Raw genomic sequence first — 24,721 nt, forward strand, 5'->3', positions numbered from 1 at the left:
AGCATTGACCCTGTGGGAGTGAACTTGCTCACGAGGCTTTTAAGACCCTTACAACGCAAACGGCAACGGAATGTGCGTTTCCTGGCGCTGCTCCAGGCGTTTGCGCAATTCGTCGGGATCGTGAATCAAAACGTCCTGGCCGGCGAAGGTCTCCGCCGCAATCAACCGCGACAGCCAGAAGCGCACGCAGCCGACTCTCAACATGGTCGACCACAGCTCGGCTTCGGCGGCAGTGAATGGCCTCAGTGCGGCATAAGCCCCAAGAAAAGCCCGCGCTCGCGGCGCGTCTATGGTCCCGTTTTCAAACGAACACCAGTCATTCACGGCAATGGCGATGTCATAGAGCATCGGGCCGGAGCAGGCATTGTAGAAATCGATCACTCCCGTCAGGTGGGTGCCTTCAAACAACGTGTTGTCGCGGAACAGGTCGGCATGCAGGTTGGCCCTTGGCAGCGCCATGATGGCCGGCTTGCGACGCTGTATCTCTTCGAGCGCCTTGGTCAGCAGCGCGCCCTGTGCCGAGTCCAGATGCGAGATGAAGTTACTGCCCTCCTCCAGCATCCAGTCCAGGCCGCGGTCGGTTTTGCGCTCGATGGTTTGAGTGCGAGTCGCTAGGTGCATATGCGCCATGAACTCACCGATTTGCACGCAGTGCTGAGTGTTGGGCTCGGCAGGGTGTTTGCCGGACAGGCGCGGTTGAAGCAATGCGGGTTTGCCTTTCAGCTCGCGCAGGGCCTTGCCCTCGGTGGTGCGCAGCGCGTAGGGGACGGGCAGCTTGGCATCGTGCAAGACATCCAGCAGCTCGATGAAGAAGGGCATTTCCTGAACCGGCCCGCGTTCGACCAGCGTCAGTACAAACTCGCCCTGCTCCAGGCTGATGAAGAAATTGGTGTTTTCACTTCCAGCGGCGATGCCCTGAAAATCCCGCAGGGCGCCAAGCCCGTAAGGGGCAAGAAAAGCTTCCAGCTCGGGGCGAGCCAGAGGAGTAAAAACGGACATAGAAGACTGCCAGCAAGAGAGTGAATGTAAGGCGTTACCAGCTGAATATTACCCACTGGGGTATCAGCATGTCCGGCTGATCCGAACGTATGAATTGACCGCTTGTACCGTCGGCACGCACCAGATAATAAGGCTTGCCGTGCTTTGGCGTGATCTTCACCGCGTAAACGAATCCGTTCGCGCGGTACTCTTGAACAAAATCATCGCCGCTCTGACGAATGGTGACGTCTGGCTCGGCCGAGGGCGCCTCGTCATCTGCGGCAAGCGCCAGCGACGAGCAGGCGAGCAACCCGCCGACCAGTAACAGGCGATTGAGCGCGCGCATGATAACCTTGTGCCTTTGTCGTTAACGGTCCACGCATTCTAGCGCCGACCCCGCCGAAAAGGTTGATCTTGCACATGAGTCTCGCGCCCCTCGTCCTGGTGGACGGTTCTTCTTACCTGTACCGCGCTTTCCACGCGCTGCCGCCGCTCACGACCTCCAAGGGCCTGCCAACCGGTGCGGTCAAGGGCGTGCTCAACATGCTCAAGAGCTTGCGCAGGCAATATCCTGACAGTCCGTTTGCCGTGGTCTTTGACGCCAAGGGCGGAACGTTCCGCGATGAGCTGTACGGCGAGTACAAAGCCAACCGCCCGAGCATGCCGGATGACATGCGCGTGCAGATCGACTTCCTGCACAACTGCGTCAGAGGCCTGGGCTATCCGCTGTTATGCGTTGAAGGTGTTGAGGCCGACGATGTGATCGGCACACTGGCGCGCAGTAGTGCGGCGGCGGATCGACCGGTGGTGATCTCGACCGGCGACAAGGACATGGCGCAATTGGTCGACGGCCACATCACGCTCGTCAATACCATGACCGGCAGCGTGCTGGACGTTGCCGGAGTGAAAGAGAAATTCGGCGTCGGGCCCGAGCACATCATCGATTACCTGGCATTGATGGGCGACAAGGTCGACAACATTCCTGGCGTTCCCGGCGTGGGTGAGAAAACCGCGGCGGGCCTGCTGGTCGGCATCAATGGAGGTTTGAAAGAGCTCTACGACAACCTCGACAAGATTCCGGCATTGCCGCTTCGGGGGGCCAAGTCGTTGCCCGCCAAGCTGGAAGAGCATCGGGAGATGGCCTTCCTCTCCTACCAGCTGGCGACCATCAAGATTGACGTGCCGCTGGACATCGAGCTCGACGCTCTGCATTGCGGCGAGCCTGATCGGGAAGCGTTGATGGCGCTGTATACCGAGCTCGAATTCAAAAGCTGGATCACCGACCTGCAGCGTGAAGCGCGAGAAGAAGGCGCCGAAATTGTGCCTGCTGCCGAGCCGGCGCCGATCATCGAGGCCAAATACGAACTCATTCTTGAGCAGACGCAGTTTGACGACTGGTTGATGAAGCTTGAGGCGGCGCAGTTGTTCGCTTTCGTGGTGCAGAGCAATGGGGTAGATGCACAGCGCGCTCAAATCGTCGGGCTGTCCTTCGCGATCAAAACCCACGAGGCGTGTTACATCCCGCTCACCCATTCTTATATGGGTGTGCAGCAACAGCTCGATCGTGATGAGGTGCTCAAAGCCGTCAAGCCAATGTTGGAAGACGCGAGCAAGATCAAAGTCGGGCAGCACGCCAAGTTTGCCATCAACCTTTTGGCCAACTGCGCCATCGACGGCGACCAGAGCCAGGGCATCGACGTCCAGGGCGTCAAATTCGACACGATGCTCGAATCCTACGTGCTCGACTCTACGGCGACGCGCCATGACCGTGACAGCCTCGTTGCCAAGTACCTGGCTCACACGCCGGTCAACTTCCAGGACATCGCAGGCAAAGGCGCGAAACAGCTGAGTTTCGACCAGATCGCACTGGAGCAGGCCGGCACCTACGCAGCTGAAGAGGTGGACCTGACGCTGCGTTTGCACGAGGTGCTGCAAGAGAAGCTGGCCAAGACGCCGACTCTGGCGCCGGTGCTCGACGATATCGAAATGCCGCTCATGCCTGTGCTGGCGCGTATAGAACGGCAAGGCGCGCTGGTCGACGCCAACCTGCTGGGCAACCAAAGCGTCGAGCTGGGCAACAAGATGACCGAGCTTGAGCGCGAAGCGTTTGCCATCGCCGGTGAGGAATTCAACCTCGGCTCGCCCAAGCAACTCGGTGTGATTCTTTACGAAAAGCTTGGCATGCCGATCATCAGTAAAACCGCCACCGGCCAGCCGTCAACGGCTGAAGCGGTGCTCGCGGAACTGGCCGAGCAGGATTATCCGCTGCCCAAGGTGCTGATGCAGTACCGCTCGATGAGCAAACTGAAAAGCACCTACACCGATCGACTGCCGGAACAGATCAACCCGCGCACCGGCCGAATCCACACCTCCTATCATCAGGCGGTGGCGGTCACCGGGCGTCTGTCGTCCAGCGACCCAAACCTGCAAAACATCCCGATTCGCACGGCCGAAGGCCGCCGCATTCGGCAGGCATTCGTTGCCCCGGCGGGCTACAAGCTGCTGGCAGCGGACTACTCGCAGATCGAGTTGCGGATCATGGCGCATCTGGCCAAGGACGAAGGTTTGCTGCATGCCTTCCGCAACGACCTGGACGTACACCGTGCGACGGCGGGCGAGGTCTTCGGCGTCGAGTTACCTGACGTGACCAACGACATGCGCCGCAGCGCCAAGGCGATCAACTTCGGCCTTATCTATGGCATGAGCGCATTCGGGCTGGCCAAGCAGATCGGCGTCGATCGCAAGCAATCGCAGGCGTATGTGGATCGCTATTTCGCGCGCTACCCCGGCGTATTGAATTACATGGAGCGCACGCGGACTCAGGCTGCCGAGCAAGGTTATGTCGAGACCATCTTCGGTCGCCGCTTGTACTTGCCGGACATCAATGCCAAGAACCAGGCGTTGCGCAAAGGTGCCGAGCGCATGGCAATCAACGCACCAATGCAAGGCACGGCGGCCGACATCATCAAGCGCGCAATGGTCGCCGTGAACGGATGGCTGGACGCTTCAGGTCTGGATGCGCGGGTCATTCTGCAAGTGCACGACGAATTGGTTCTGGAGGTGCGCGAGGATCTGGTCGAGCAGATCAGCCAGGACATCCGCGTACACATGAGCGGCGCGGCCGAGCTGGACGTGCCGCTGTTGGTCGAAGTGGGCGTAGGCAATAATTGGGATGAGGCCCACTAGAACGGCTTGTCGTTCCGATTCTTCGCGGAATCGGAACTGCGCCAGGCACTAAATTTCCGCCGGTTTTGAACTTCGGGGGACTAATCCCGGTCTGAGGTTGCGAATGGCTGAAGCAGCCATTCAAGCTCCTATGTTGTGTTAAGTGTTGGCAGATATCCGGAACCCTTCCGAGGGGGCTGGACTTAGACCCCGAACTTCCCCTCCCCACATGAAGTCCGGGGTTTTTTTTGCCCGCGATTCAAGCCGCGGGCGCCTTGTCTTCCAGCTCCATCCAGTCCGCCAGCACGGTGTAGGCCTCTTCGAGCCCCATGCGCTTGGGCGCGGAAAACAGCTGAATGGTGACGGCGTCGCCCCAGCCACGATGGATCTCCGACTGGACCTTGAGCAGCGTATTTTTAGCGGCACCAAAAGTCAGTTTGTCCGCCTTGGTCAGCAGAATGTGCATCGGCATGCCGCTGGCGATGGCCCAGTCGAGCATCAGCAGGTCGAAGTCGGTCATCGGGTGGCGAATGTCCATCATCAGGATCAACCCCTTCAGACTCTCGCGGCTGCCCAGATACGCTTCGAGGTGGCGCTGCCAATGCTGCTTGAGCGGAATAGGCACCTTTGCGTAACCATAACCCGGCAAATCGACCAAACGGCGGTCATCGTCCAGGCTGAAGAAATTCAGCAGCTGAGTACGCCCTGGTGTCTTTGAGGTTCGCGCGAGACTGGCGTGAGTCAGGGTGTTCAGCGCGCTGGACTTGCCCGCGTTGGAGCGGCCGGCGAAGGCGACTTCAAAGCCTTCGTCGTCCGGGCATTGATCGACTTTGGCAGCGCTGAGCATGAACTTGGCTTGTTGGCACAGGCCAAGAATTGGGTTTTTGAGTTGCATGGGATATCCGGTGAGGGCGTTGCGGCGTGCGCGGCAACGGGGTGTCGTTTTCCGTTCAATGGACGCGAGTATATAATGCCGCAGATTTCATGTATGCCTCGTCACCCCCGCAAAGGTGCTGCTGAAGCGAACCGCGTCCGGCATTTGCATCAAAACCTTCACCGAAAAGCCGCTCGCGACAAGCAGTCACGAAGGCGGCGCCTTTGGTCGCATCGGATCAGCCCATGAACTTACCTCTTTCGAGCCTGCTGTTGATTCTGTGCATGAGCGGATTCGTGCAGGCAGGTGAGTCTGTAACGGCTGACCCCGTTGCCGGGCAGTCTAAAACAGTCGTATGTGGCGCCTGTCATGGTCCCGACGGCAACAGTTTGGTGCCTGTTTTCCCGAACCTCGCAGGCCAGGGTGAGCGCTATTTGCTCAAGCAGCTGCACGAAATCCGGGACGGCAAGCGTGTCGTACCGGAGATGACCGGCCTGCTTGTTTCGCTTACGGAACGTGACCTTGCTGACATTGCCGCTTACTACGCTGGTCAGAAGGCAAAGCGCCTCGAGGCTGACCCCGATCTCGCTGCGCAAGGCGAGGCGCTTTTTCGCGGCGGCATGCTTGGGCAGGGCATGCCGGCTTGCATCGGCTGTCATTCCCCACGCGGAGCAGGCATCCCGAGCGCGGGGTTTCCCCAGTTGAGCGGCCAGCATTCCGCGTACATCAAAAAACAGCTCACGGCCTTTCGGGATGGAGAGCGCTCCAATGATGGCGAGACTCAGGTTATGCGCACCATTGCCTCCAAGCTGAGCAACGGAGACATCGAAGCCTTGGCAGCTTTTATTCAGGGTCTTGAATGACCGGTCGAGCAACGGGTCTTGCGCACACGGTTTGTCACATAATCCCACTCAGTCCTGCCCGGACGGGCCAAAAAGGGTAGCGAACGGCTGCTCTTTTTTATGGCCGCAGGCGTTACACTTGCGACCTCGTATCGCCTCGGCCGGTCGAACTGCGTCCACCGAGGTGACCTTCCATGCCCAGGAGTTAAGCATGCGTAATCTGATTCTCAGCGCCGCTCTGATTTTTACCAGCCTGTTCGGTCTGACCGCTCAAGCAGCAGAGCCTATCGAAGCCGGCAAACAGTACGTCGAGCTGAAAAGCGCTGTTCCTGTTTCCGAGCCAGGCAAAATCGAAGTTGTCGAGATGTTCTGGTACGGCTGCCCGCACTGCTACGCATTCGAGCCAGTCATCAATCCATGGGCCGAAAAACTTCCCGCTGACGTCCACTTCATCCGCGTTCCTGCCATGTTTGGTGGCCCTTGGGACGCCCACGGTCAGCTCTTCATTACCCTCGACACCATGGGTGTGGAAAAGAAAGTTCACACTGCCGTGTTCGACGCGATTCAGAAAGGCGGCAAGCGTCTGACCGATCCGAACGACATGGCCGAATTCGTCGCTACTCAAGGCGTCGACAAGACCAAGTTCCTCGAAACGTTTAACTCGTTCGCTGTGAAGGGCAAGATCGCTCAGTACAAGGAACTGGCCAAGAAGTACGAGATCACTGGCGTTCCGACCATGATCGTCAATGGTAAATACCGCTTTGACCTGGGCACTGCCGGTGGTCCTGAGCAAGCGCTGCAGGTGGCCGATCAATTGATCGCCAAAGAGCGCGCGACGCTGACCGCCAAGTAAGCGCTGGCCATGGCGCGCTGGGGAACTACTGAACGTGTCGTTGCCCGGCACGCAGCAAAAATCAATGAGCGTCATCTTCTCGAAACAGGGTTGCCGGCGGACGGCCGGCTTCGCCTGCTCAGCTTCAATATCCAAGTCGGCATCAGCACCGAGCGTTATCGGCACTACCTGACCCGGGGTTGGCAGCACTTGCTGCCGCACAACGGTCGAGCCGGCAACCTGCAGAAGATCGGCGATCTGCTGCGTGATTATGATCTGGTCGCGTTGCAGGAAGCCGATGGCGGCAGCATCCGCTCAGGCTACGTCAATCAAGTCGAACACCTCGCTCAACTCGGCTCCTTTCCCTACTGGCATCAGCAGCTGAACCGCAACCTCGGGCGCCTGGCCCAGCACAGTAACGGCGTGCTCAGCCGACTGCGTCCCTGGGACATCGAAGATCACCCGTTGCCCGGGCCCAAAGGGCGAGGCGCCATTCTGGTTCGTTTCGGTGAAGGTCCTGATGCTTTGGTCGTGGTCGTCATGCACCTCGCGCTCGGCGCCCGGACCCGAACGCTGCAGCTGGCTTACATTCGCGAGCTGATTGGCGGGTACCGGCATCAGGTGCTCATGGGTGACATGAACACCCATGCCACTGATTTGCTGGAAACCTCGCCGCTACGGGATCTGGGCTTGCTGGCTCCGCAAATCGAAGCGACCTTTCCAAGCTGGCGCCCGCAGCGGTGCCTTGATCACATTCTTCTGAGCCCCACTCTGACCCTTGAAAAGGTCCAGGTGCTGGCTCAGCCCATCTCCGATCATCTGCCCGTCGCGGTGGAGATTCGCTTGCCGGCCTCATTAATCGGTGACTCCCTGCCGATAACAAGCACATCTCCTCGCGGACCTGTGGAATGACCGACGAAGCGCAGCGCTGGAAAGAAAAGTACCTCAAGAGCATCGAGCAGCAAGACAAACTGGAGCGGCGCTGGAACGCGCGGCTCGATTTGCTGCGTCGAGGCCTGGTGCGCAGCAGCCTGGCGGCCGAAGGTGCCGACAAGGCGGTCGATCAGTGCATGAAAGAAATGCGCGAAATCGTTCGCAAGGACGACATGGACGCAGGGTTGGCGGCCCTGATTCCGCGGCTGGAAAAAGCCGTGCTGGATTCCGAGCAGCGTCGGGAACAGCGTGTTGAGCAAATGGGCACCGCGTTGACCTCTCTAGTGGCGCAGCTACAGGCATTGCCGCTGCCAAAGGAAGTCAGCAAACCACTCAAGCGGTTCGCCAAAAGTCTTGAGGATCGTATTACTCAGGCACGCGAGCTGCCGCTCCTGCTGAGCGAGTTGAGCGGTCTTCAGGGCCAGGCGCTGTCCCAGATCGACCACCCTGACGAGGCGTCCCGGCCCGGTTTATTGCAGCGATTGTTCGGCAGTCATCGCGAGCCAACCGGCGATGATGAACACACCGCTGAACGACCTGCTGCCATCACCGAACCAGTCCCGCTCGTTTCGCCCGCCGTGGCTGTATCTGATTCGGTCATTGAGGGAGCCCCGACCGCCCAGGACGCTGGCGTGGTTGTCGACAGCGCGCCGGTGGGCCTTTCGTCGGCTCAAGTCCCCGAGCCTGCCAGCGCCGATAGCCCGGCTGAAGCCATACCCTCCGTGGCCATGAGCATGCAGGAGAGCGTCGCTCAAGGCGATGCGCCCGATCCACGGCACAGCCCCGAAGACCGCCCTTCTCAACCCTCCGCGACAGAGCCTGCGCCTGAAAAAGCAAGCGAACCGTTAGAGCAGGATGTTCCGGCGTCGGTTGAAGAGCCCGCTCTGGCGACTGCCGAGACGGACGCCGGCGACGATGACCCGGGTGACGATCAGCTCGACGACGATGACCTGAACGTCAATGAGCCTGAAAATGCCGCCGAAGAGGAAGGCCCCTATGCACTGCCCTCGTCGCCCGAGCCCAGCTACAGCTCTGTCGCCGCCCACATCGAAGAAACGCTCCTGGGCCTGCTCGATGAGTTGACGCTGCCCGAGCATCATCGTCCACAAGCTGAGGCTATGCGTGCTCGGCTTGAACACGGACTGAACTGGTACGAACTGCTGCCGATTCTTGATGACCTGGCTGTGTTGATGCTGGCCATCACCGACAGCGGGCAACATGAATTCGAGGCTTATCTCAAGCAGCTCAACGAGCGCCTCGAGTCTTTTCAGAGCAACTTGCTGGCCGCCAGCGAAGGCCATGCAGATCAGCAGTCTGCCTCGCGTCAACTGGACCACCAGTTGCGCGAACACGTAGACGACTTGCAAACCAGCGTGCAGCAAGCAGCGGATCTCACCAGTTTGAAGCAGGTTCTGGAGAATCGGCTTGAGGGGCTGATCGGCACCATGGATGAACATCAGCAGCAGCGTGATCGACGCGAACAGGAGGTCGCAACGCGCCTTCAATCCCTCGCCAGCCGTGTTGCGACGATGGAGCAGGAAGCACTGGGTTTCCGTGCTCATCTGGAAGAGCAACGGCAAAGAGCATTGATCGACACGTTGACAGGCCTGCCAAACCGGGCGGCCTGGAATGAACGGCTTGAGCATGAAATCGATCAGTTGCAGAGAAAGCCCTCAAGCTTATTGCTCGGCATCCTGGATCTGGATCACTTCAAGCGCATCAACGATGGTTACGGCCATTTGGCGGGGGATAAAGTTCTCAAGATCATTGCTGGCCAGCTGCGACAACGTTTGCGGGCTTCGGATTTCATTGCGCGCTTCGGCGGTGAAGAATTTGTACTGCTATTGCCCACCACGCCGATGGATGAGGGAATGGCACTGTTGGAGCGCCTGCGTGAGGGCATCGAGCAGTGCCCGTTTCACTTCAAAGGCGAGCGAGTGACGGTCACGGTCTCGATGGGGATCACGTTATTCCGTCCGGGTGAGCGCAGCGACGGGGTGCTAAAACGCGCGGATCAAGCGCTTTACCGTGCGAAGCACGAGGGCCGCAATCGGATCGAACAAGGCTGAGGCTGTCCACGGGTCGCATGAACGCATGCATGTGGTTTTTGAATGCGTTCGCGGCGTTACGTTACACTGTTGCATTAATTTCCTACGCGTCGTGCCGCCATGAAGTTTATTGTTGCTCCGATCCTGCTCATGCTGCTGACCGCGTGTAGCAGTGGTCCAGCGTTTGACACCAGCCACCCCTCGGTGAACTACGACAGTCGTGCGCAGTTTGTAGTGGTCCATTACACGTCTGCGTCGCTGGACCGTTCATTGGAGTTGCTGACCCATGGTGAGGTCAGTGCGCACTACCTGATCGGCGACGGCCCAGCGACGGTCTATAAGCTGGTAGACGAGTCTCAGCGCGCGTGGCATGCCGGAGAGAGTGAGTGGGACGGTCGAACCTGGCTCAACTCAAGCAGCATCGGCATCGAAATCGTCAATCCCGGGTACCGCGACACGCCGACCGGGCGGCTGTGGTATCCCTACAGCGAAGCACAGATCCAGAAGCTCATCGTTTTGCTCAAAGACATCGTCAAGCGCAATCATATCGAGCCGCGGAATGTTATCGGCCACAGCGACATCGCCCCGCTTCGCAAGCTCGATCCGGGGCCGCTGTTTCCCTGGAAACGGCTGGCGCAGGAAGGTTTGGGGATATGGCCGGATGAGCAACAAGTCGCCCAGCGCCAGGCCCAATTCATGGGTATCGTCCCAAGTGTCGTCTGGTTCCAGCAGCAATTGGCGCTATTGGGTTATCCAACACCGCAGACCGGAGAGCTGGACATTGCGACTCGGCACGTGCTGGCAGCCTTTCAAATGCATTATCGACCACAAAAATTTGACGGCGAGCCGGATCTGCAAAGTGCAGCTATGCTGCAAGTACTTAACCTCAGGCACTAAACTCCCCTAGTTGTCTGTGTTCATCTGGCTATTTCCACGCTTGTTGCCGCACCTCAAGGTTTCTCGAACCGAAAGCCATCTGGATGACTGTTGATGTTCACGGCGACGCCGCCCCTGCGCTCTTTCATTTACCGCCCATGGCTTCTGGCTTTATTGGCCGCGGTGCTGAGCGCGGCCGTCTTGCTGGTGGGCAGTTTTGGCCTGGCAATGCACCAGGCCCGGCAGGACGAGCGGGCGCAGATGAACGCCCAGGGCGAGCGATTTCTCGTCCGTCTGGAGCAGCTTTTCGGTCAGCTCAGGGCCGGGCTCGATCAACTGGAAGCTCAGCCTTTGCGAGGCTGCAGCCCCGAGATGATCGAGCAGTTAAGGCAGGTCAATTCCCGCTACCGCTTTATCTACGAAGTGGCGTATGTCACCGAGCGCCAGTTCTGCTCAAGCTGGACCCGTCAAAGCCTGATCGGCAAAGCAAGACCTGCGGACATTCGCGGCCCCACCTACGACTATTGGTTGAACACTTCAACGCAGCCTGACGATAACCTCGCTTCACTGATGCTGGGTCGTGGAGATTTTCGAGTATCGACCTCCCGCGGGCACCTCACGGACGTGGTCGATTTACCCGCAGGGGGCAGCCTGGTCGTTTTACTCGACCATGGCACCAAAGCGGTCCCAGTCCTGGGACCTGCTCAAAAATGGCCTCCTACCCCGGACTGGGCTCCCAACTCTGACGCAACGTTGATGACGACCCAGGACAAGCTCGTCTACCGGATGCCGACTCAAAGCCCCGAATATCAGCTCGTTCTGATTACCCCGCGCAGTGGCCTGCAACAGAAGATCACCGGCGCGTGGTGGCTGTTGGTGCCCACGAGCCTGCTGATTTCCCTGTGCATCGGGATTCTCGTCCTGCAACTGGTGCGTCAGCGGCAGTCGTTGGGCGGCGAGCTGCATGGCGCGCTGCGTCGAGGCGAGCTGAAGGTTTTGTATCAGCCAATATTCGATCTCAACACCCGGCTGTGCGTTGGCGCTGAAGCGCTGGTGCGCTGGCGCAGACCCGACGGTACGCTGACCAGCCCCGACCTGTTCATTCCGCTGGCGGAGAACACCGGGCAGATCCGTCAAATCACCGACTTCGTCCTGCAGCAGCTGCTTGAGCAGTTGGGGCACCTGTTGCGGGCAAACCCCCATTTGTACGTGTCAGTGAATCTGGCCGCCTGTGATGTCATCGCCCCTCGCATCGGCAGGGTTACCGCCAAGCTCCTTGCGCTGCACCGTGTGGCACCGCGACAGATCGCATTTGAAGTGACCGAGCGCGGCCTCGTGGATGTCGTCGTTGCGCGTAATCATCTGCAAGCGTTACGCGACCGGGGGCACCAAGTGCTCATCGATGACTTTGGAACCGGTTACTGCAGTCTGGCCTACCTGCAAACCCTGCCGGTGGACTGCCTGAAGATCGACAAGGCATTCATCGACGCGCTGGGCCACGATGCAGCCAGCAGCGGCGTGGCACCCCACATCATCCGCATGGCTCATGCGCTGCAACTGAAGGTGATCGCCGAGGGCATCGAATTCGAGTCTCAGGCGCTGCTGCTCAAGAGCGAAGGGGTGATTTATGGCCAGGGCTGGCTGTTTGCACGACCATTGACCGCGACCAAGTTCATCGAGTTGGTGATTGGTGGCAGGCGCAGCGGCGGCCGCCGTACGGATGATGTGGCCTAGGCCTTCAAGTAGGCGTTAAAGCGGTAGCGCCATATAGAACTGCGTGCCCTGCCCAGGCCGTGAATAGACGCCCATCCGTCCGCCGTGCAACTGGACGATCTCCTTGCATAGCGCCAGCCCCAGCCCTGCACCGCCTTTTTTGCGTCCCACTTGTACAAACGGCTCGAAAATGCGCGCTTGCTGGCCGTAAGCGATGCCCTCGCCGTTGTCTTCCACGCTAATGATCAACCGTTCACCGTGCCGCCTGGCCTGCAGACGAATCAGGCCGGACTTGGGCGTGTGGCGCAGTGCGTTGTCGAGCAGATTGTCGAGTACTCGGTCTAGCTGCGCTTTGTCCGCTTGTACTCGTGGCAACGGTTCCTGGGTTTCCAACAGCACCATCACGTCTTGGTCGTGGGCGGTATCAGCGAAACGCTGACGTGCCGCTTCGAGCAATTCCCCGATATCGCAGGGCTCCAGCGTCAGCTTTTGCAGGCCGTTCTGGTAGCGCGAGAAATTGAGCAGGTCGTTGATCAGTTGCATCAGGCGCTGCATTTCTTCATTGACCGTGTCGAGCAGGTCTTTCTCCCGAGAATCCGGGGCGAAATGTACGCGCTCTTGCAGCAGACCGAAGGCCATGTGCATGCCGGTGACGGGCGTGCGCAGCTCATGGGAAGCGCGCAATACAAACTCGCTGCGAACCCGCTCAAACGCTCGTTGCTCAGTGACGTCATGCAGCACCATGACCGCGCCAACGATGTGACCCTTGGTATGGCTGACCGGCGTGAGGCTATACGTCAGCAACCGCGTTTCGCCATCGATCTCGATTGAAAGATCATCGGGCGCGCGCTCCAGAGTCCCGCCGCGTAATACCAGATACAGCTGTTCGTCCAGCTCCGGGCGCTGCAGCGCTTCGCCCAGGCCTTGACCCAGCCGGCTTTCTTCCCAGCCTAACTGACGCTGCGCGACGGGGTTAAGGTGTTCGAGACGCCCTTGGCGGTCAATCATCAGCAACCCGTCATCGATGCTGTCCAGGACCGCCTGCAAACGCTGCTGGCCGGCAAGCAGTTCATCGACATTGGTTTTCTGGTGCTGACGCAGTGCGTCGGCCATCATCCCGAATCGGTGGGTGAGCAGGTTCATTTCTGCTGACGATGAGGTAGGAAGCGCGACATCGAAATCCCCTTGGGCGATCCGGTCCGCCGCCTTGGCCAGTTGCTCGATGGGCCCACCGAAACGCCGGGCAATGCCATGGGCCGTAATGAAGCCGATCACCAGCACTGCCAGGCCAACCAGGCCCAGTAACGCGGCCACCCACAGTGCCCGCGACCTTGAGGCGCTCTCGGCCTGGCTGATGTTCTCAAGCGCCTGACGGTGGGCGTCGAGCAGCCCGTTGCGCAGCACATTGAACGCTTCCGTTACGGACTGATCGTCGCGTATGGCGTCTGCACGTTCGCTGGATTGAGTGATTGTCTCGATAAACCGGGCGTAATTCACCCGCGCCGTTTCGAACCCGCTTGGAACGCCCGTCTGCTGATCATGCTCGATCCCTTGATCAAGCAGGCTCTGGAACTGCTGCTGGTTGCGCTGCAGCTCGGCCTGATCGGGATTGTCCTTGAGCATCATGACCAGTTGGTCACCCAGGTTTTGTCGCAGCCTCAGGCCGATATCGAGGGTGATGAAGTTGTGCCGAATTGAGGATTCCTGAGATTTAGCCATTTGCATGACACTGACCAGCCCTAACACCAACCCCAGCAGGGCGACGGTGATGAGTGCCGATATGCTCAGAAAGAGCCGGGTGCGCAACTTCATCGCAAACATCATCGACGCCCTGTCACAGGTTGTATTGCTTGCGTTTGCGATACAGCGTCGAGGCATCGATGCCTAACGTGCGTGCCGCCTGATCCAGGGTGTCGCTCGTGGCCAGCACCGCGCCAATGTGGGCTTTTTCCAGCTCATCCAGACTCAAGGCGGCGCCAACGCGCGGGGCGTTGTTCACAGGCTGTTCGGCCATACCCAGATGGGTGATCTCGACTTTTTCCTGAGGGCAGATAATGCTCGCCCGCTCAATCACGTTTCGCAGCTCGCGAATGTTTCCGGGCCAGCGATAGTTGAGCAAGGCACTGCGCGCCTGCTCGCTGAACCCGCGTGCGGGACGGCTGTACTCCTTGACGAAACGGGCCAGAAAACGATCGGCCAGCGTCAGAATGTCTTCACTTCGCTCGCGCAAGGGAGGCAAGTTCAAGGTGATCACGTTCAGGCGATACAGCAAATCCTCACGAAAACGCCCTTCGCGAACCATGTCTTCCAGGTTGAGGTTGGTTGCCGCCAGAATTCGCACATCAGCGCGTCGAGTGACCGGGTCGCCGACGCGCTCGTATTCCTTGTCCTGAATAAAACGCAGCAGCTTTGGCTGCAAGGTCAGCGGGAAATCGCCGATTTCGTCCAGAAACAACGTCCCGCCGTCCGCCTGATTTACCCTGCCGAGGGTGCTCTCGCTGGCGCCGGTGAACGCGCCGCGGCTATGACCGAACAGCTCGCTTTCCATCAGCTCGGCGGTCAGAGACGGGCAGTTGATGGTCACGCAGGCCTTTTTGGCGCGCTTGCTCCAACCGTGGATGGCCCGTGCCAGCTCACCCTTGCCGGTACCGGACTCGCCAAGGATGAGAATATTGGCGTCTGTGTTCGCCACCTGACGTGCTGTTTCCAGAATCGCCATCATCGACGGGCTGTGGGAATCCAGGCCATCCTTCGGTTTGCGAACTTCACCCTCAAGCGCTTCGAGTCGAGCGGACAGCTGGCGAACTTCGAGTTGTTTGGCGGTGGCCAGACGCAACTGATCCGGGCTGCAAGGCTTGACCAGATAATCAGCCGCGCCTGCCTGAATGGCGTCCACTGCGGTGTCGACAGCGGAGTGCGCCGTAACGATCACAACCCGCATCCATGGCGCCTGTACGCGCATCTGCGCCAGGACATCCAGCCCATTGTCCTCGCCCAGACGCAGGTCCAGAAAACACACATCGAACACCTGACGCTGCAGTAGCGCCTCTGCCTGCGCCGCACTGTTGGCAGTGGCTACGCTGTAGCCTTCATCTTCCAGGCAATAACGGAAGGTGCGAAGGATGGCGGATTCATCATCCACAAGCAGAATACGGCCCTGATTCTCAGCGGCTGCTTCCATTTTTCCTACGCTCCTCAATGAATAGTCTGTGTTAGTCCCGGAAAGATCGGGCAAGTTGCATGGTTCATTCTGATTGATTCTTTGCGCTGGATGATAGCGATCTTCTTAAAAACCTGAGTTGCTGATCCGCACCCCGACCCTGCTCAGACGCTGGTCAGGTCTCCCAGAGGCTGATCAGAGGTATTCAATAGAGAACGTCTGGACAAATGACCAGTCTGTCCAGAGGTACCTTTTTGCAATTGCCCGGAGACCCCCCATGCCCCCACTGAAGAAAATCACCCTGGCCCTCGCCGCCGCAGGGTTGCTCGGACTGGCGCCGGTCATGGCACAAGCTGCCGCCGCCGATGTGCAAACCCAACTGGCCGAAGCGCGTCAGGAAGGCTCGATCTGGACGGCCTTCGCGCTGAATCGCCATTTGAGTCCATTCAAGATCAGCGTCGATGTCGAGCAAGGCACCGCAATTCTCAAGGGCAAGGTCGAAAACCAGGTGGACAAGGATCTGGCTGCGCAAATTGCAGGTGATATTCAAGGCATCAACAAAGTCGACAATCAGCTGGAGATTGATCCGCAAGTGGCGGCCGACCCTGGCACTAAAGCCACCATGGCCCAGCGATTTGATGACGCTACGCTTACGGCCACCATCAAATCCAAACTGCTCTGGAACAGCGTAACGGAAGCTCTGAATATCGACGTGAGCGCGGCTCAAGGCGTGGTTACGCTCAAAGGCCAGGCCAAGGATGCGGATGCCAAGCAACTGGCCGGGAGCCTCGCCACGAACACCGACGGTGTGACTGAGGTTAACAACCTCATCAGTGTCAGTGCCCGTGATACCCAGGCGATCAAGGAGCAGAGCGAACTGCAGGCCAGTAGCGTCCGGGAGGAATTCAGTGACGCGTGGATTACCAGCAAGGTGAAATCCAGCCTTATATATAGCCGCACTCTTGACGGCTTGAACATCAAGGTCGAGACCAGGAATGGCGTTGTGACGCTCGACGGCGTTGTCGCTAATTACGCCGAGAAGGAGCTAGCTGTGGAGATTGCACGCAACATTCGCGGGGTTAAGGGTGTTGACGCCGACACGCTGCGCGTTACCGCGCGAAGTGCAGGCTAGAGCGTCGAACAAGCGCAAACGGCGGGTGCGACAATCGAAATTCGATGCTGATTGAATTCGTGATGCCACCCGCTGTCAGCTTATTCGTGCATTCCGCACGATGGCAAATGTTCAATCGTGCAGCTTGCGTGCAGCGCCAGGTTTTCTGCTATTCATAACTTATTGATTTTCAAGGATTTATCGGTACTTAAAAAGCTGGCACACGCCGTGCAATGTTCTTGGTAACACGGGCCGGACAGATGGCCGACAAGATTGCCAGGAGTCAGCTGAATGAACGTTCAACATCTCGCCAACAAACTGCGTATCTCCCCTATGCACGTGCAGCAGGGTTTGTTTGCCAGCTTGGCGCTGATGATCACGCTTATCGTCGTTCAGCAATTCAATCACTGGAATCAAAATCAAGAAGTGACTCAGGCTCATTATTCCCACGCTCATGCTGCGCCTTTTGCAGAGGCCAGCGCGTTGAAAGCGTCGGATGTTGCGCTGAGTCTCCAAGTTGATGACGCGGCCGCGAGTAACGACGAAGCGCCACGTCAGCAGAGCTGGGTTTTCTGATCCTCAGGGTCGAAGACGCGATCTACCCCGAGGGTCATACCGACGCCTCGACGTAGCAAGAAAATCAATAAACTGAAGGAGAGTCACCATGTTGAGTTGGGCAATCACATTTCTGATCATCGCTATCGTTGCAGCCGTCCTTGGTTTTGGTGGTATCGCAGGTACTGCGACCGGCATTGCCAAGATCCTGTTCGTAGTCTTCCTGGTCATGTTCGTGGTGTCGTTCTTCTTTGGCCGTCGCGGCCGAGGCTGAGTATGGGCTCCAAGCACTTCCATGCACTGGCACTGGCGCTCCTTGCGAGCGCCAGCGTTACAGCTTGGGCCGCTAACGACGGGCAGTCCCGGGTCAATGAGCTGTTAAGCGCTGACCCTGACTACCGCGAAACGTGGTCGAGTGTGGTCAAGAAAGAAGAGCGGTTACCCGATTGGGTTATCAACCTCTCTGGCGCCTCAGAGCAGATGAACGCTGTTACGGAAGACGGTGACAAGTATCTGGTGGGGCCGCTTTGCGAAACCAAAGAAACCTGCATCAACAAACGGCTCATCGTGGCGTTCAGCCTCGATAAATCCCACGCATACGCGATGTTGGTAGAAGTGCCTGCAGGACTCCCTGCAGACAAATCGCCTACGCGTCATGCGGACTACCGCTTCCTGGGTAAACCGGATGAGGGTATGCAAGGGCTTTTGAAAGAGCAGCTCAAAAAAGATCCGAACTGGTACTGATTCGAATGATGGAAGACCTGTAAATACCGGTTTTCCTGATAGACGCGCAGCCCGAAGACGGTGCGCGTATGACCAAGGGGTCGGGGCGTTTTGATCAATGGAGTGATTGAAGCGGCCTAGGTGTACAGGGAGTACTCCCATTCGTGGGCCGGGTCAGGCAAGCCGCAACGCAAGTCCATCGTCCGATACGGCCTGAGCTCGTATCCGACAGTGGACTTGTGAGGCGCAAATTCGTCGCTGTCACCTTCCGCTCCCCTCCAAGTCTCCTCGCTCTCAAGTCCTACAACGCCCATTCCTGCGTCCTACGACCGTACATCGCGTCAAAATCGGTCTCTATAGACGCCACGTCTGCCATAGATGACCAATCCGTCACCTGTTTTCGCAGCTGAAGTCTTACGCTGCAGACGCCGGCGTAGCCGCCTCTGAGCCCTTTAACTGAATCTGCAATTGGACTGTTAGCGCGGCCATACTGCTAAGTCATTGATTTACATCATGCCGATTCGGCATAGGGTAGTCGTTTACGGCATTAGACGATGCCAGTCGGCGTGGGAATAGTTGCGCCTTTTTCGCCTGCTCAGAGCTCGGATGCTCAACTGCGGCTATCCCACTGGACAGCTCCAACGGCAAATGCGGCGTCAGCTGGATAAACATTCATGACGACGCATGGTTGGAGGATGTCCCGGCAACGACAACAAGGTAATGACATGAAGAAGGCAAAGCTGAGCCTCGCCTGGCAGATCCTCATTGGCCTGGTTCTAGGAATCGCCATCGGCGCCCTCCTCAACCATTTCAGCACCGAGAAGGCCTGGTGGATCAGTAATATCCTGCAGCCGGCGGGTGATATCTTCATCCGGCTGATCAAGATGATCGTTATCCCTATCGTGATCTCGTCCCTGGTGGTGGGCATTGCAGGTGTCGGCGATGCGAAAAAACTGGGACGCATCGGTCTGAAGACCATCCTCTATTTCGAAGTCGTTACCACGATCGCCATCGTCGTAGGCTTGGGGCTGGCCAATGTATTCCATCCCGGCACAGGGATCGACATGAGCACGCTGGGAACCGTGGATATTTCCCAGTACCAGAAAACCACTGCAGAAGTGCAGCATGACCATGCCTTTGTTGCGACCATCCTCAACCTGATCCCCTCGAACATATTCGCGGCCGTCGCGCGTGGGGACATGCTGCCGATCATCTTCTTCTCTGTGTTCTTCGGGCTGGGCCTGTCGAGCCTGAATGCGGAAGTGCGCGACCCATTGGTGAAGGTGTTCCAGGGCGTCTCGGAAACCATGTTCAAGGTCACGCACATGATCATGAACTACGCGCCAATTGGCGTATTTGCGCTGATCGCTGTAACAGTCGCCAACTTCGGCTTCGCCTCGCTGCTGCCATTGGCCAAGCTGGTGATCCTGGTTTACGTTGCGATCGCCTTTTTCGCTTTTGTGGTGCTTGGCCTGATCGCACGCCTGTTTGGCTTTTCGGTGCTTAAGCTCATGCGCATCTTCAAGGATGAGCTGGTCCTGGCCTATTCCACCGCCAGTTCCGAAACCGTGTTGCCACGTGTGATCGAGAAGATGGAAGCCTATGGCGCTCCCAAGGCCATCAGCAGCTTTGTAGTGCCGACTGGATACTCCTTCAACCTCGACGGATCGACGCTGTATCAGAGCATCGCCGCGCTGTTCATCGCGCAGCTATACGGCATCGACCTGTCGATCGGCCAGCAGCTGATGCTTGTTCTGACCTTGATGGTGACCTCCAAGGGCATCGCCGGCGTGCCGGGCGTGTCGTTTGTGGTGCTTTTGGCGACCCTGGGCAGCGTTGGCATCCCGCTGGAAGGACTGGCGTTCATTGCCGGCGTCGACCGGATCATGGACATGGCCCGTACGGCGCTCAACGTGATCGGCAACGCACTTGCCGTTCTGGTGATCTCCCGCTGGGAGGGCATGTATGACGACGCCAAGGGCGAACGCTACTGGAACTCGTTGCCGCACTGGCGCAGCAAAGAGCCGCTGCCTGCAGGGCAATCAACTCTGGACTGAGTGCTGCATAGCCTGAATCAACAAACCCTGGCCACCGCCGGGGTTTGTTGTTTCTTCCCCCGCCGTTATCATCGCCGCATCTTGCGAGGGGATTTGTATGCTGAACGGCCTATGGCTCGGGTTTTTCGTGGTCGCGGCGATTTCTGCCCTGGCGCAGTGGCTCGTCGGGGGAAATGCGGGCGTTTTCGCTGCGATGGTCGAGAGCATCTTCGCCATGGCCAAGCTGTCCGTGGAGGTCATGGTGCTGCTATTCGGTACGCTGACCCTGTGGCTGGGCTTTCTCAACATTGCCGAGAAGGCCGGGATCGTCGACTGGCTCGGTAAAATCCTCGCTCCGCTGTTTCATCGCCTTATGCCCGAAGTGCCCCGCGGTCATCCGGCCTTGGGCCTTATCACCCTCAACTTCGCCGCCAACGCACTGGGCCTGGACAACGCTGCCACGCCCATTGGCCTCAAGGCGATGCGCTCACTGCAAGAGCTCAATCCCAGTAAAACCATTGCCAGCAATGCGCAAATCCTTTTTCTGGTGCTCAACGCCTCTTCGCTGACGTTGCTGCCGGTTACCATCTTTATGTATCGCGCCCAGCAAGGCGCCGCTGACCCTACAATGGTGTTTCTGCCGATATTGCTCGCGACCAGTGCGTCGACGCTGGTCGGGCTGTTATCGGTGGCGTTCATGCAGCGGCTCAAGCTGTGGGATCCGGTAGTGCTCGCTTACCTCATCCCCGGAGCGCTCCTGCTGGGCGGCTTCATGGCCGTGCTGGCTGGGCTGTCTGCCGCTGCGCTGTCCAGCCTCTCTTCGGTGCTGGGCAACGTCACCCTGTTCGGCATCATCATGCTGTTTCTGGTGATCGGCGCACTGCGCAAGGTCAAGGTGTACGAAACCTTCGTCGAAGGGGCAAAAGAAGGCTTCGATGTCGCCAAAAATCTGCTGCCGTATCTGGTTGCGATGTTGTGCGCGGTGGGTGTGCTGCGTGCATCGGGCGCGCTGGACTTCATTCTTGAAGGCGTTCGCCACGCGATACAGTGGCTGGGCATGGACACCCGCTTCGTTGATGCGCTGCCGACCGCACTGGTTAAACCATTTTCCGGCAGCGCCGCACGGGCAATGCTGATCGAAACCATGAAAACCCAAGGCGTCGACAGCTTCCCTGCACTCGTCGCAGCGACCATTCAGGGCAGCACTGAAACCACTTTCTACGTTCTGGCGGTGTATTTCGGCGCTGTGGGCATTCAACGGGCACGACACGCTGTAGGTTGCGCGCTGCTGGCGGAATTCGCCGGCGTCGTTGCTGCAATCGCCGTCTGCTACTGGTTCTTTGGCTCGGCAACGTAGCGCCGCTGGCCCTGCTCGACCGTCCACTGCAACACTTGGCCTGCCAGCGTATCGCTGGCTTGGCCGAACGCCGAAACAACCGCTGGTACTTGCTTGTCCGCCACCGGTTGGCGCACTTCAAACCGCCGGCTCGCCACAATCCGCTGACGGTCATCTGCAAGTCTTGCATCCAGACGAATCACCACCTCGATTGCCGATCCGACGTACTCGCTCTGAAACGCCTGCAGCTCGCCGCCCAATTCAAAGTCAGCCTGCAGATTGCTGTCATCGGTGCTGATCGACTTGACGCGTCCGTCACGATAGAAGGCGTCGGTCAGCCGATTGCGCAGTAGCAGCGGTGCCGGATCGCTCCAACGCGCGCCCTTGTAGCTGCTGATGATATTGCCCTGAGGCAAAACTGCGATCCGGGGGCTGTCCAGGGTTTCGCTCGACTTGGGCCGCACTACCCGCAACGACCACAGCATCGGCGTCGTTTCTCTGCTTGCCGACTGCGCTGCCGGCAAACGGTAGACATCCGACGGCGGCTGTTCGGGCAGGATGGAGCAGGCGCTCAATGACAACAATGTCGCCGCCAACAACGGTGCAGTGAAAGACTGACCGACAAACCTCATGGCTCAAACTCCTTGTTCTTCTCGCTGCCCAGCAGGTAACCACTGGGATTGGCGTTCAGGCTCCGCGAGATGGTTTTCAACGAACTCAGGGTCTCACGTAACTCTCGAATGGCCGGACCCAATTCGCCCAGCCCCTGCAGGCCTTCGTTTACCGAATTCTGATTGGTCTTGAGCAGCGAATTGATGGTCTGGCTGCTTTGCTCAAGGGACTTCATGGTCTGTTGGGCGCTGGCCATGGTTTGCCTGCCGTCGCTGGTCAGCAGTTGGTTGGCATTGCGCATCAGCGTGGATGTCTGCTCCAGCGTTGCGCCGGCCTGCTTGCTCAATAGCGTCATCTGCTTCAGCGCCTGACGAATATCGTCGCGTTGATCGGCGATGGCCCCGGTGGTTTGCTCCAGGTGTTCAAGCGTGCGTGACAGGGTTTGCACGTTATTGGAGGAAAACATCGCGTTGGCGTTGTGCAGCAGCGTATTGGTCCCGCTCAGCAGGTCATCACTGTCGTTGAGCAACCGTGAAATGGGCGACGGCGAAGCGATAATCACCGGTAAGTTGCCGCCCTCACCTTTCAGCGCCTCGCTCTGCGGCGTGCCCCCACTGAGCTGGATGAGCGACGTCCCGGTGATGCCGGCCAGCGCGAGCTTGGCGAACGTGTCGCGTTTGATGGGCGTTTCACCGGCGACGCGGATCTGCGCCAATACGCGGCGTGGGTCTTGGGGGTCAAGGCGCAACTGCACAACGTCGCCGACCTTGATCCCGCTGTATTGCACCGGGCTGCCGCGGGACAACCCGGTCACTGCTTCATTGAAGACGACCTGATAGTCCTTGAATGCGGAGTCGACACTGGACTTGGCCAGCCACAGGCCGAACAGCAAGGCAGCGGCGACCACGATGACCGTGAACAGGCCGATCAAAACGTGATGGGCGCGGGTTTCCATCATGAGACCTCGTGTGGGTGGGTGGCCGCTGAATAGGCCGAGCGGCCGCGCGGTCCGTGAAAGTACTCGTGAACCCAGGCGTCCTTGGTGGCGGACACCCGATCGATGCTGTCCGCGACCAGCACGCGCTTCTGCGCGAGCACGGCGACGCGGTCGGTGATTGTATAAAGCGTATCGAGATCGTGGGTGACCATGAATACGCTCAACCCCAACGCATCGCGCAAAGTCAGGATCAACTGGTCGAACGCGCCTGCGCCAATCGGATCGAGTCCGGCGGTGGGCTCGTCAAGAAACAGTATGTCCGGGTCCAGAGCCAACGCTCGCGCCAGCGCCGCCCGTTTGATCATGCCGCCTGATAGGGACGCCGGGTATTTGTGCGCGGCTGAAAGAGGCAACCCGGCCAGTGCCATCTTGATCCCGGCCAGGTGCTCGGCCTCTTCACGGCTCAGTCCGGCATGCTCCATCAGAGGCAATGCGACGTTCTCACTAATGGTCAGCGAGGAGAACAGCGCACCCTTCTGAAACAGTACGCCGAAACGTCGCTCAACCTGAGAGCGCGCTTTGTCGGGCAGATTCAGCAAGTCCTGACCCAGCACGCGGACGTTACCCGCCGCGGGCCGTTGCAGGCCGACGATGCTGCGCAGCAACACCGATTTGCCCGCGCCAGAGCCGCCCACTACACCGAGTATCTCGCCGCGATACAGATCCAGGTCGAGGTTTTCATGCACCACTTGCGGTCCGAAACGATTGCTCAGGCCGCGGACCTCGATCACCGTCTCAACGGGTTGTACGCAACGTCGGGTCACCAGCCGATCTCCATGCAAAACATTGCCACCAGTGCGTCCAGCACGATCACTACAAAAATGGACTGCACCACGCTCGATGTGGTGTGAGCGCCTACTGACTCAGCGCTGCCTTCGACCTTGAAGCCTTCAAGACAACCGATGGCGGCGATGAAAAAAGCAAAAAGGGGCGCCTTGGCGATGCCCACAAGAAAGTGCTGCACCCCGATGTCGGCCTGCATCAACGACAGAAACATTGCCGGGGAAATACCGAGTGACAGCGCGCACACCACGCCACCGCCAACGATGCCGCAGATCATCGCGAGGAACGTGAGGATAGGAAGGGAGATGAGTAACGCCAGTACGCGGGGCAGCACCAGCAGCTCTGTAGGACTCAACCCCAGGGTCTGCAGAGCATCCAGCTCTTCGTTGGCCTTCATTGAGCCGATCTGCGCGGTGAAAGCACTGGCGGTGCGACCGGCCAATAGAATGGCGGTCAGCAGCACCGCGAACTCGCGCAGGAACGAAAACCCGATCAAGTCCACTGTGAAAATGGTGGCGCCAAACGCTCTTAGCACGGTGGCGCCGAGAAAAGCCACGACGGCGCCGACCATGAACGTCAGCAGCGCTACGATGGGCGCAGCGTCCAGGCCGATTTGCTCGATGTGGGCGATAACGGAAGTGGTTCGCCAGCGCCTCGGACGAAACAGCATAGAGGCAAAGGTTTGCAGGATCAGCCCGATAAAACCCAGTAGTTGCAGGGTGTCCTTCCAGATCACGTCCACTGCTGCGCCGATCCGCGCCAGCAACTGCATGCCAACGGCAGCGTCGGGCTCTCGAACGGGCCTGCAATAGTCCGCCAATGCGCTCTGGATGGTTTGCATTAGCGCGCGGCTGGATTCCGGCAAATGGGGGGCCTGTACCGCGAGCAGTCGCAGGCGCTGCGCGCCCAATAGCTCCACCAGAAGCGAGGCGCCTGCGGTATCCAGCGCGCCAAGCTCGTCCATGTCCACATCGGTGGTGGGCCCGAATCCTGCGGTCAAGGCATCGCTTTGCCGCCTGAGCTCGCGGTAGTGGGCGAGCGTCCAGTCTCCGCTGATCCGCAACCGTGCGGGGTCGCTGGACGTGTCCAGTGATAGGCGTCCCGCCGTCGCGGACGGGGGAGCCGCCGGGGTGTTCAGTAGTGTCAT

Annotated in this window: 22 protein-coding genes; 13 read left to right on the plus strand and 9 right to left on the minus strand. The window is 59.0% G+C overall.

The genetic code is table 11. The annotated features are described in order from the left end of the window. Nucleotides 1-48: 48 nt before the first annotated feature. Nucleotides 49-999, minus strand: coding sequence for a homoserine kinase (locus LT42_RS20575; RefSeq protein WP_037017084.1), 951 nt, complete (start codon nt 997-999; stop codon nt 49-51). Nucleotides 1,000-1,033: 34 nt separating this feature from the next. Next, nucleotides 1,034-1,324 (minus strand): DUF2782 domain-containing protein, encoded by a 291-nt coding sequence (locus tag LT42_RS20580; RefSeq protein ID WP_037017085.1) that lies wholly within the window; start codon nt 1,322-1,324, stop codon nt 1,034-1,036. Between the two features lie 74 nt (nt 1,325-1,398). On the opposite strand from LT42_RS20580, the gene polA reads away from it, so the two are divergent. Beyond that, nucleotides 1,399-4,164 carry a DNA polymerase I gene (polA, locus tag LT42_RS20585; RefSeq protein WP_037017087.1) on the plus strand — a complete coding sequence of 922 codons (2,766 nt, stop codon included), beginning with the start codon at nt 1,399-1,401 and terminating at the stop codon, nt 4,162-4,164. Nucleotides 4,165-4,402: 238 nt separating this feature from the next. On the opposite strand, the gene yihA is transcribed toward polA, so the two are convergent. Then, nucleotides 4,403-5,038 carry a ribosome biogenesis GTP-binding protein YihA/YsxC gene (gene yihA, locus LT42_RS20590; RefSeq protein ID WP_037017089.1) on the minus strand — a complete coding sequence of 212 codons (636 nt, stop codon included), beginning with the start codon at nt 5,036-5,038 and terminating at the stop codon, nt 4,403-4,405. A gap of 224 nt (nt 5,039-5,262) precedes the next feature. Here yihA and LT42_RS20595 point away from each other — a divergent pair, with 224 nt between their 5' ends. The 6 genes from LT42_RS20595 (at nt 5,263) to LT42_RS20620 (ending at nt 12,282) form a co-directional block, all read left to right on the plus strand. Continuing rightward, nucleotides 5,263-5,880 carry a c-type cytochrome gene (locus tag LT42_RS20595; RefSeq protein WP_037017091.1) on the plus strand — a complete coding sequence of 206 codons (618 nt, stop codon included), beginning with the start codon at nt 5,263-5,265 and terminating at the stop codon, nt 5,878-5,880. A 190-nt stretch (nt 5,881-6,070) separates the two neighbouring features. Next, nucleotides 6,071-6,712, plus strand: a complete 642-nt coding sequence (locus LT42_RS20600) for a thiol:disulfide interchange protein DsbA/DsbL (protein WP_037017094.1) — start codon at nt 6,071-6,073, stop codon at nt 6,710-6,712. 9 nt (nt 6,713-6,721) lie between these two features. Further along, complete coding sequence (locus LT42_RS20605; RefSeq protein WP_037017097.1) at nt 6,722-7,603, plus strand: endonuclease/exonuclease/phosphatase family protein; 882 nt, start codon at nt 6,722-6,724, stop codon at nt 7,601-7,603. Then, complete coding sequence (locus LT42_RS20610) at nt 7,600-9,693, plus strand: GGDEF domain-containing protein (RefSeq protein WP_037017099.1); 2,094 nt, start codon at nt 7,600-7,602, stop codon at nt 9,691-9,693. The genes LT42_RS20605 and LT42_RS20610 overlap by 4 nt, the downstream gene beginning before the upstream one ends. A 99-nt stretch (nt 9,694-9,792) precedes the next feature. Beyond that, a complete protein-coding gene (locus LT42_RS20615; RefSeq protein WP_037017102.1) occupies nt 9,793-10,569 on the plus strand; it encodes an N-acetylmuramoyl-L-alanine amidase in 777 nt (258 codons plus the stop codon). A 93-nt stretch (nt 10,570-10,662) separates the two neighbouring features. Further along, nucleotides 10,663-12,282, plus strand: a complete 1,620-nt coding sequence (locus LT42_RS20620) for an EAL domain-containing protein (protein ID WP_037017105.1) — start codon at nt 10,663-10,665, stop codon at nt 12,280-12,282. Nucleotides 12,283-12,297: 15 nt separating this feature from the next. Here LT42_RS20620 and LT42_RS20625 read toward each other — a convergent pair whose 3' ends face one another. Both LT42_RS20625 and algB read right to left on the minus strand, forming a co-directional pair. After that, a complete protein-coding gene (locus LT42_RS20625) occupies nt 12,298-14,085 on the minus strand; it encodes a KinB sensor domain-containing domain (RefSeq protein WP_037017108.1) in 1,788 nt (595 codons plus the stop codon). A gap of 10 nt (nt 14,086-14,095) precedes the next feature. Beyond that, nucleotides 14,096-15,442 (minus strand): sigma-54-dependent response regulator transcription factor AlgB, encoded by a 1,347-nt coding sequence (gene algB / locus LT42_RS20630; protein WP_037017110.1) that lies wholly within the window; start codon nt 15,440-15,442, stop codon nt 14,096-14,098. A 256-nt stretch (nt 15,443-15,698) separates the two neighbouring features. Here algB and LT42_RS20635 point away from each other — a divergent pair, with 256 nt between their 5' ends. The 6 genes from LT42_RS20635 to LT42_RS20660 all read left to right on the plus strand — a co-directional run bounded on the left by LT42_RS20635 (nt 15,699) and on the right by LT42_RS20660 (nt 21,203). Beyond that, a complete protein-coding gene (locus tag LT42_RS20635; RefSeq protein ID WP_037017113.1) occupies nt 15,699-16,553 on the plus strand; it encodes a BON domain-containing protein in 855 nt (284 codons plus the stop codon). A gap of 270 nt (nt 16,554-16,823) precedes the next feature. Further along, a complete protein-coding gene (locus LT42_RS20640) occupies nt 16,824-17,108 on the plus strand; it encodes a hypothetical protein (RefSeq protein ID WP_037017116.1) in 285 nt (94 codons plus the stop codon). Nucleotides 17,109-17,196: 88 nt separating this feature from the next. Next, nucleotides 17,197-17,361 (plus strand): DUF1328 domain-containing protein, encoded by a 165-nt coding sequence (locus LT42_RS25005; protein WP_002555679.1) that lies wholly within the window; start codon nt 17,197-17,199, stop codon nt 17,359-17,361. 2 nt (nt 17,362-17,363) lie between these two features. Next, nucleotides 17,364-17,831, plus strand: a complete 468-nt coding sequence (locus tag LT42_RS20650) for an inhibitor of vertebrate lysozyme family protein (RefSeq protein WP_037017118.1) — start codon at nt 17,364-17,366, stop codon at nt 17,829-17,831. Between the two features lie 704 nt (nt 17,832-18,535). Then, nucleotides 18,536-19,867 (plus strand): glutamate/aspartate:proton symporter GltP, encoded by a 1,332-nt coding sequence (gltP, locus tag LT42_RS20655; protein WP_037017120.1) that lies wholly within the window; start codon nt 18,536-18,538, stop codon nt 19,865-19,867. Between the two features lie 97 nt (nt 19,868-19,964). Next, nucleotides 19,965-21,203, plus strand: coding sequence for a nucleoside recognition domain-containing protein (locus LT42_RS20660; protein ID WP_037017123.1), 1,239 nt, complete (start codon nt 19,965-19,967; stop codon nt 21,201-21,203). Here the strand turns inward: LT42_RS20660 and LT42_RS20665 are convergent. From LT42_RS20665 to LT42_RS20680, 4 genes are read right to left on the minus strand one after another with little or no spacing between them, the layout of a single operon-like run. Further along, complete coding sequence (locus LT42_RS20665) at nt 21,176-21,814, minus strand: ABC-type transport auxiliary lipoprotein family protein (protein WP_037017125.1); 639 nt, start codon at nt 21,812-21,814, stop codon at nt 21,176-21,178. The genes LT42_RS20660 and LT42_RS20665 overlap by 28 nt on opposite strands. Beyond that, on the minus strand, nt 21,811-22,749 hold the full coding sequence (locus tag LT42_RS20670; protein WP_037017127.1) for an MlaD family protein: 939 nt from the start codon (nt 22,747-22,749) through the stop codon (nt 21,811-21,813). The genes LT42_RS20665 and LT42_RS20670 overlap by 4 nt, the downstream gene beginning before the upstream one ends. Beyond that, nucleotides 22,749-23,555: an ABC transporter ATP-binding protein gene (locus LT42_RS20675; RefSeq protein ID WP_037017130.1), complete on the minus strand. Its 807-nt coding sequence runs from the start codon at nt 23,553-23,555 to the stop codon at nt 22,749-22,751. Before LT42_RS20675 ends, LT42_RS20670 begins: the two co-directional genes overlap by 1 nt. Then, the gene (locus LT42_RS20680) at nt 23,552-24,721 is read right to left on the minus strand and encodes an ABC transporter permease (RefSeq protein ID WP_037017133.1); all 1,170 of its coding nucleotides are present in this window, start codon (nt 24,719-24,721) and stop codon (nt 23,552-23,554) included. Before LT42_RS20680 ends, LT42_RS20675 begins: the two co-directional genes overlap by 4 nt.

Origin of the sequence: Pseudomonas lutea, assembly GCF_000759445.1 — a bacterium.
GTDB lineage: Bacteria > Pseudomonadota > Gammaproteobacteria > Pseudomonadales > Pseudomonadaceae > Aquipseudomonas > Aquipseudomonas lutea.

Excerpts from the sequence above, each read along its gene's own strand:
- LT42_RS20680 (WP_037017133.1), bottom strand. The coding sequence starts at position 24,721 with ATGACACTACTGAACACCCCGGCGGCTCCCCCGTCCGCGACGGCGGGA.
- LT42_RS20635 (WP_037017113.1), top strand. The coding sequence starts at position 15,699 with ATGCCCCCACTGAAGAAAATCACCCTGGCCCTCGCCGCCGCAGGGTTG.
- LT42_RS20650 (WP_037017118.1), top strand. The coding sequence starts at position 17,364 with ATGGGCTCCAAGCACTTCCATGCACTGGCACTGGCGCTCCTTGCGAGC.
- LT42_RS20580 (WP_037017085.1), bottom strand. The coding sequence starts at position 1,324 with ATGCGCGCGCTCAATCGCCTGTTACTGGTCGGCGGGTTGCTCGCCTGC.
- polA (WP_037017087.1), top strand. The coding sequence starts at position 1,399 with ATGAGTCTCGCGCCCCTCGTCCTGGTGGACGGTTCTTCTTACCTGTAC.
- LT42_RS20595 (WP_037017091.1), top strand. The coding sequence starts at position 5,263 with ATGAACTTACCTCTTTCGAGCCTGCTGTTGATTCTGTGCATGAGCGGA.
- gltP (WP_037017120.1), top strand. The coding sequence starts at position 18,536 with ATGAAGAAGGCAAAGCTGAGCCTCGCCTGGCAGATCCTCATTGGCCTG.
- LT42_RS20600 (WP_037017094.1), top strand. The coding sequence starts at position 6,071 with ATGCGTAATCTGATTCTCAGCGCCGCTCTGATTTTTACCAGCCTGTTC.
- LT42_RS25005 (WP_002555679.1), top strand. The coding sequence starts at position 17,197 with ATGTTGAGTTGGGCAATCACATTTCTGATCATCGCTATCGTTGCAGCC.
- LT42_RS20620 (WP_037017105.1), top strand. The coding sequence starts at position 10,663 with ATGTTCACGGCGACGCCGCCCCTGCGCTCTTTCATTTACCGCCCATGG.
- LT42_RS20605 (WP_037017097.1), top strand. The coding sequence starts at position 6,722 with ATGGCGCGCTGGGGAACTACTGAACGTGTCGTTGCCCGGCACGCAGCA.
- LT42_RS20640 (WP_037017116.1), top strand. The coding sequence starts at position 16,824 with ATGAACGTTCAACATCTCGCCAACAAACTGCGTATCTCCCCTATGCAC.
- LT42_RS20625 (WP_037017108.1), bottom strand. The coding sequence starts at position 14,085 with ATGATGTTTGCGATGAAGTTGCGCACCCGGCTCTTTCTGAGCATATCG.
- LT42_RS20575 (WP_037017084.1), bottom strand. The coding sequence starts at position 999 with ATGTCCGTTTTTACTCCTCTGGCTCGCCCCGAGCTGGAAGCTTTTCTT.
- LT42_RS20665 (WP_037017125.1), bottom strand. The coding sequence starts at position 21,814 with ATGAGGTTTGTCGGTCAGTCTTTCACTGCACCGTTGTTGGCGGCGACA.
- yihA (WP_037017089.1), bottom strand. The coding sequence starts at position 5,038 with ATGCAACTCAAAAACCCAATTCTTGGCCTGTGCCAACAAGCCAAGTTC.
- LT42_RS20615 (WP_037017102.1), top strand. The coding sequence starts at position 9,793 with ATGAAGTTTATTGTTGCTCCGATCCTGCTCATGCTGCTGACCGCGTGT.
- LT42_RS20660 (WP_037017123.1), top strand. The coding sequence starts at position 19,965 with ATGCTGAACGGCCTATGGCTCGGGTTTTTCGTGGTCGCGGCGATTTCT.
- algB (WP_037017110.1), bottom strand. The coding sequence starts at position 15,442 with ATGGAAGCAGCCGCTGAGAATCAGGGCCGTATTCTGCTTGTGGATGAT.
- LT42_RS20610 (WP_037017099.1), top strand. The coding sequence starts at position 7,600 with ATGACCGACGAAGCGCAGCGCTGGAAAGAAAAGTACCTCAAGAGCATC.
- LT42_RS20670 (WP_037017127.1), bottom strand. The coding sequence starts at position 22,749 with ATGGAAACCCGCGCCCATCACGTTTTGATCGGCCTGTTCACGGTCATC.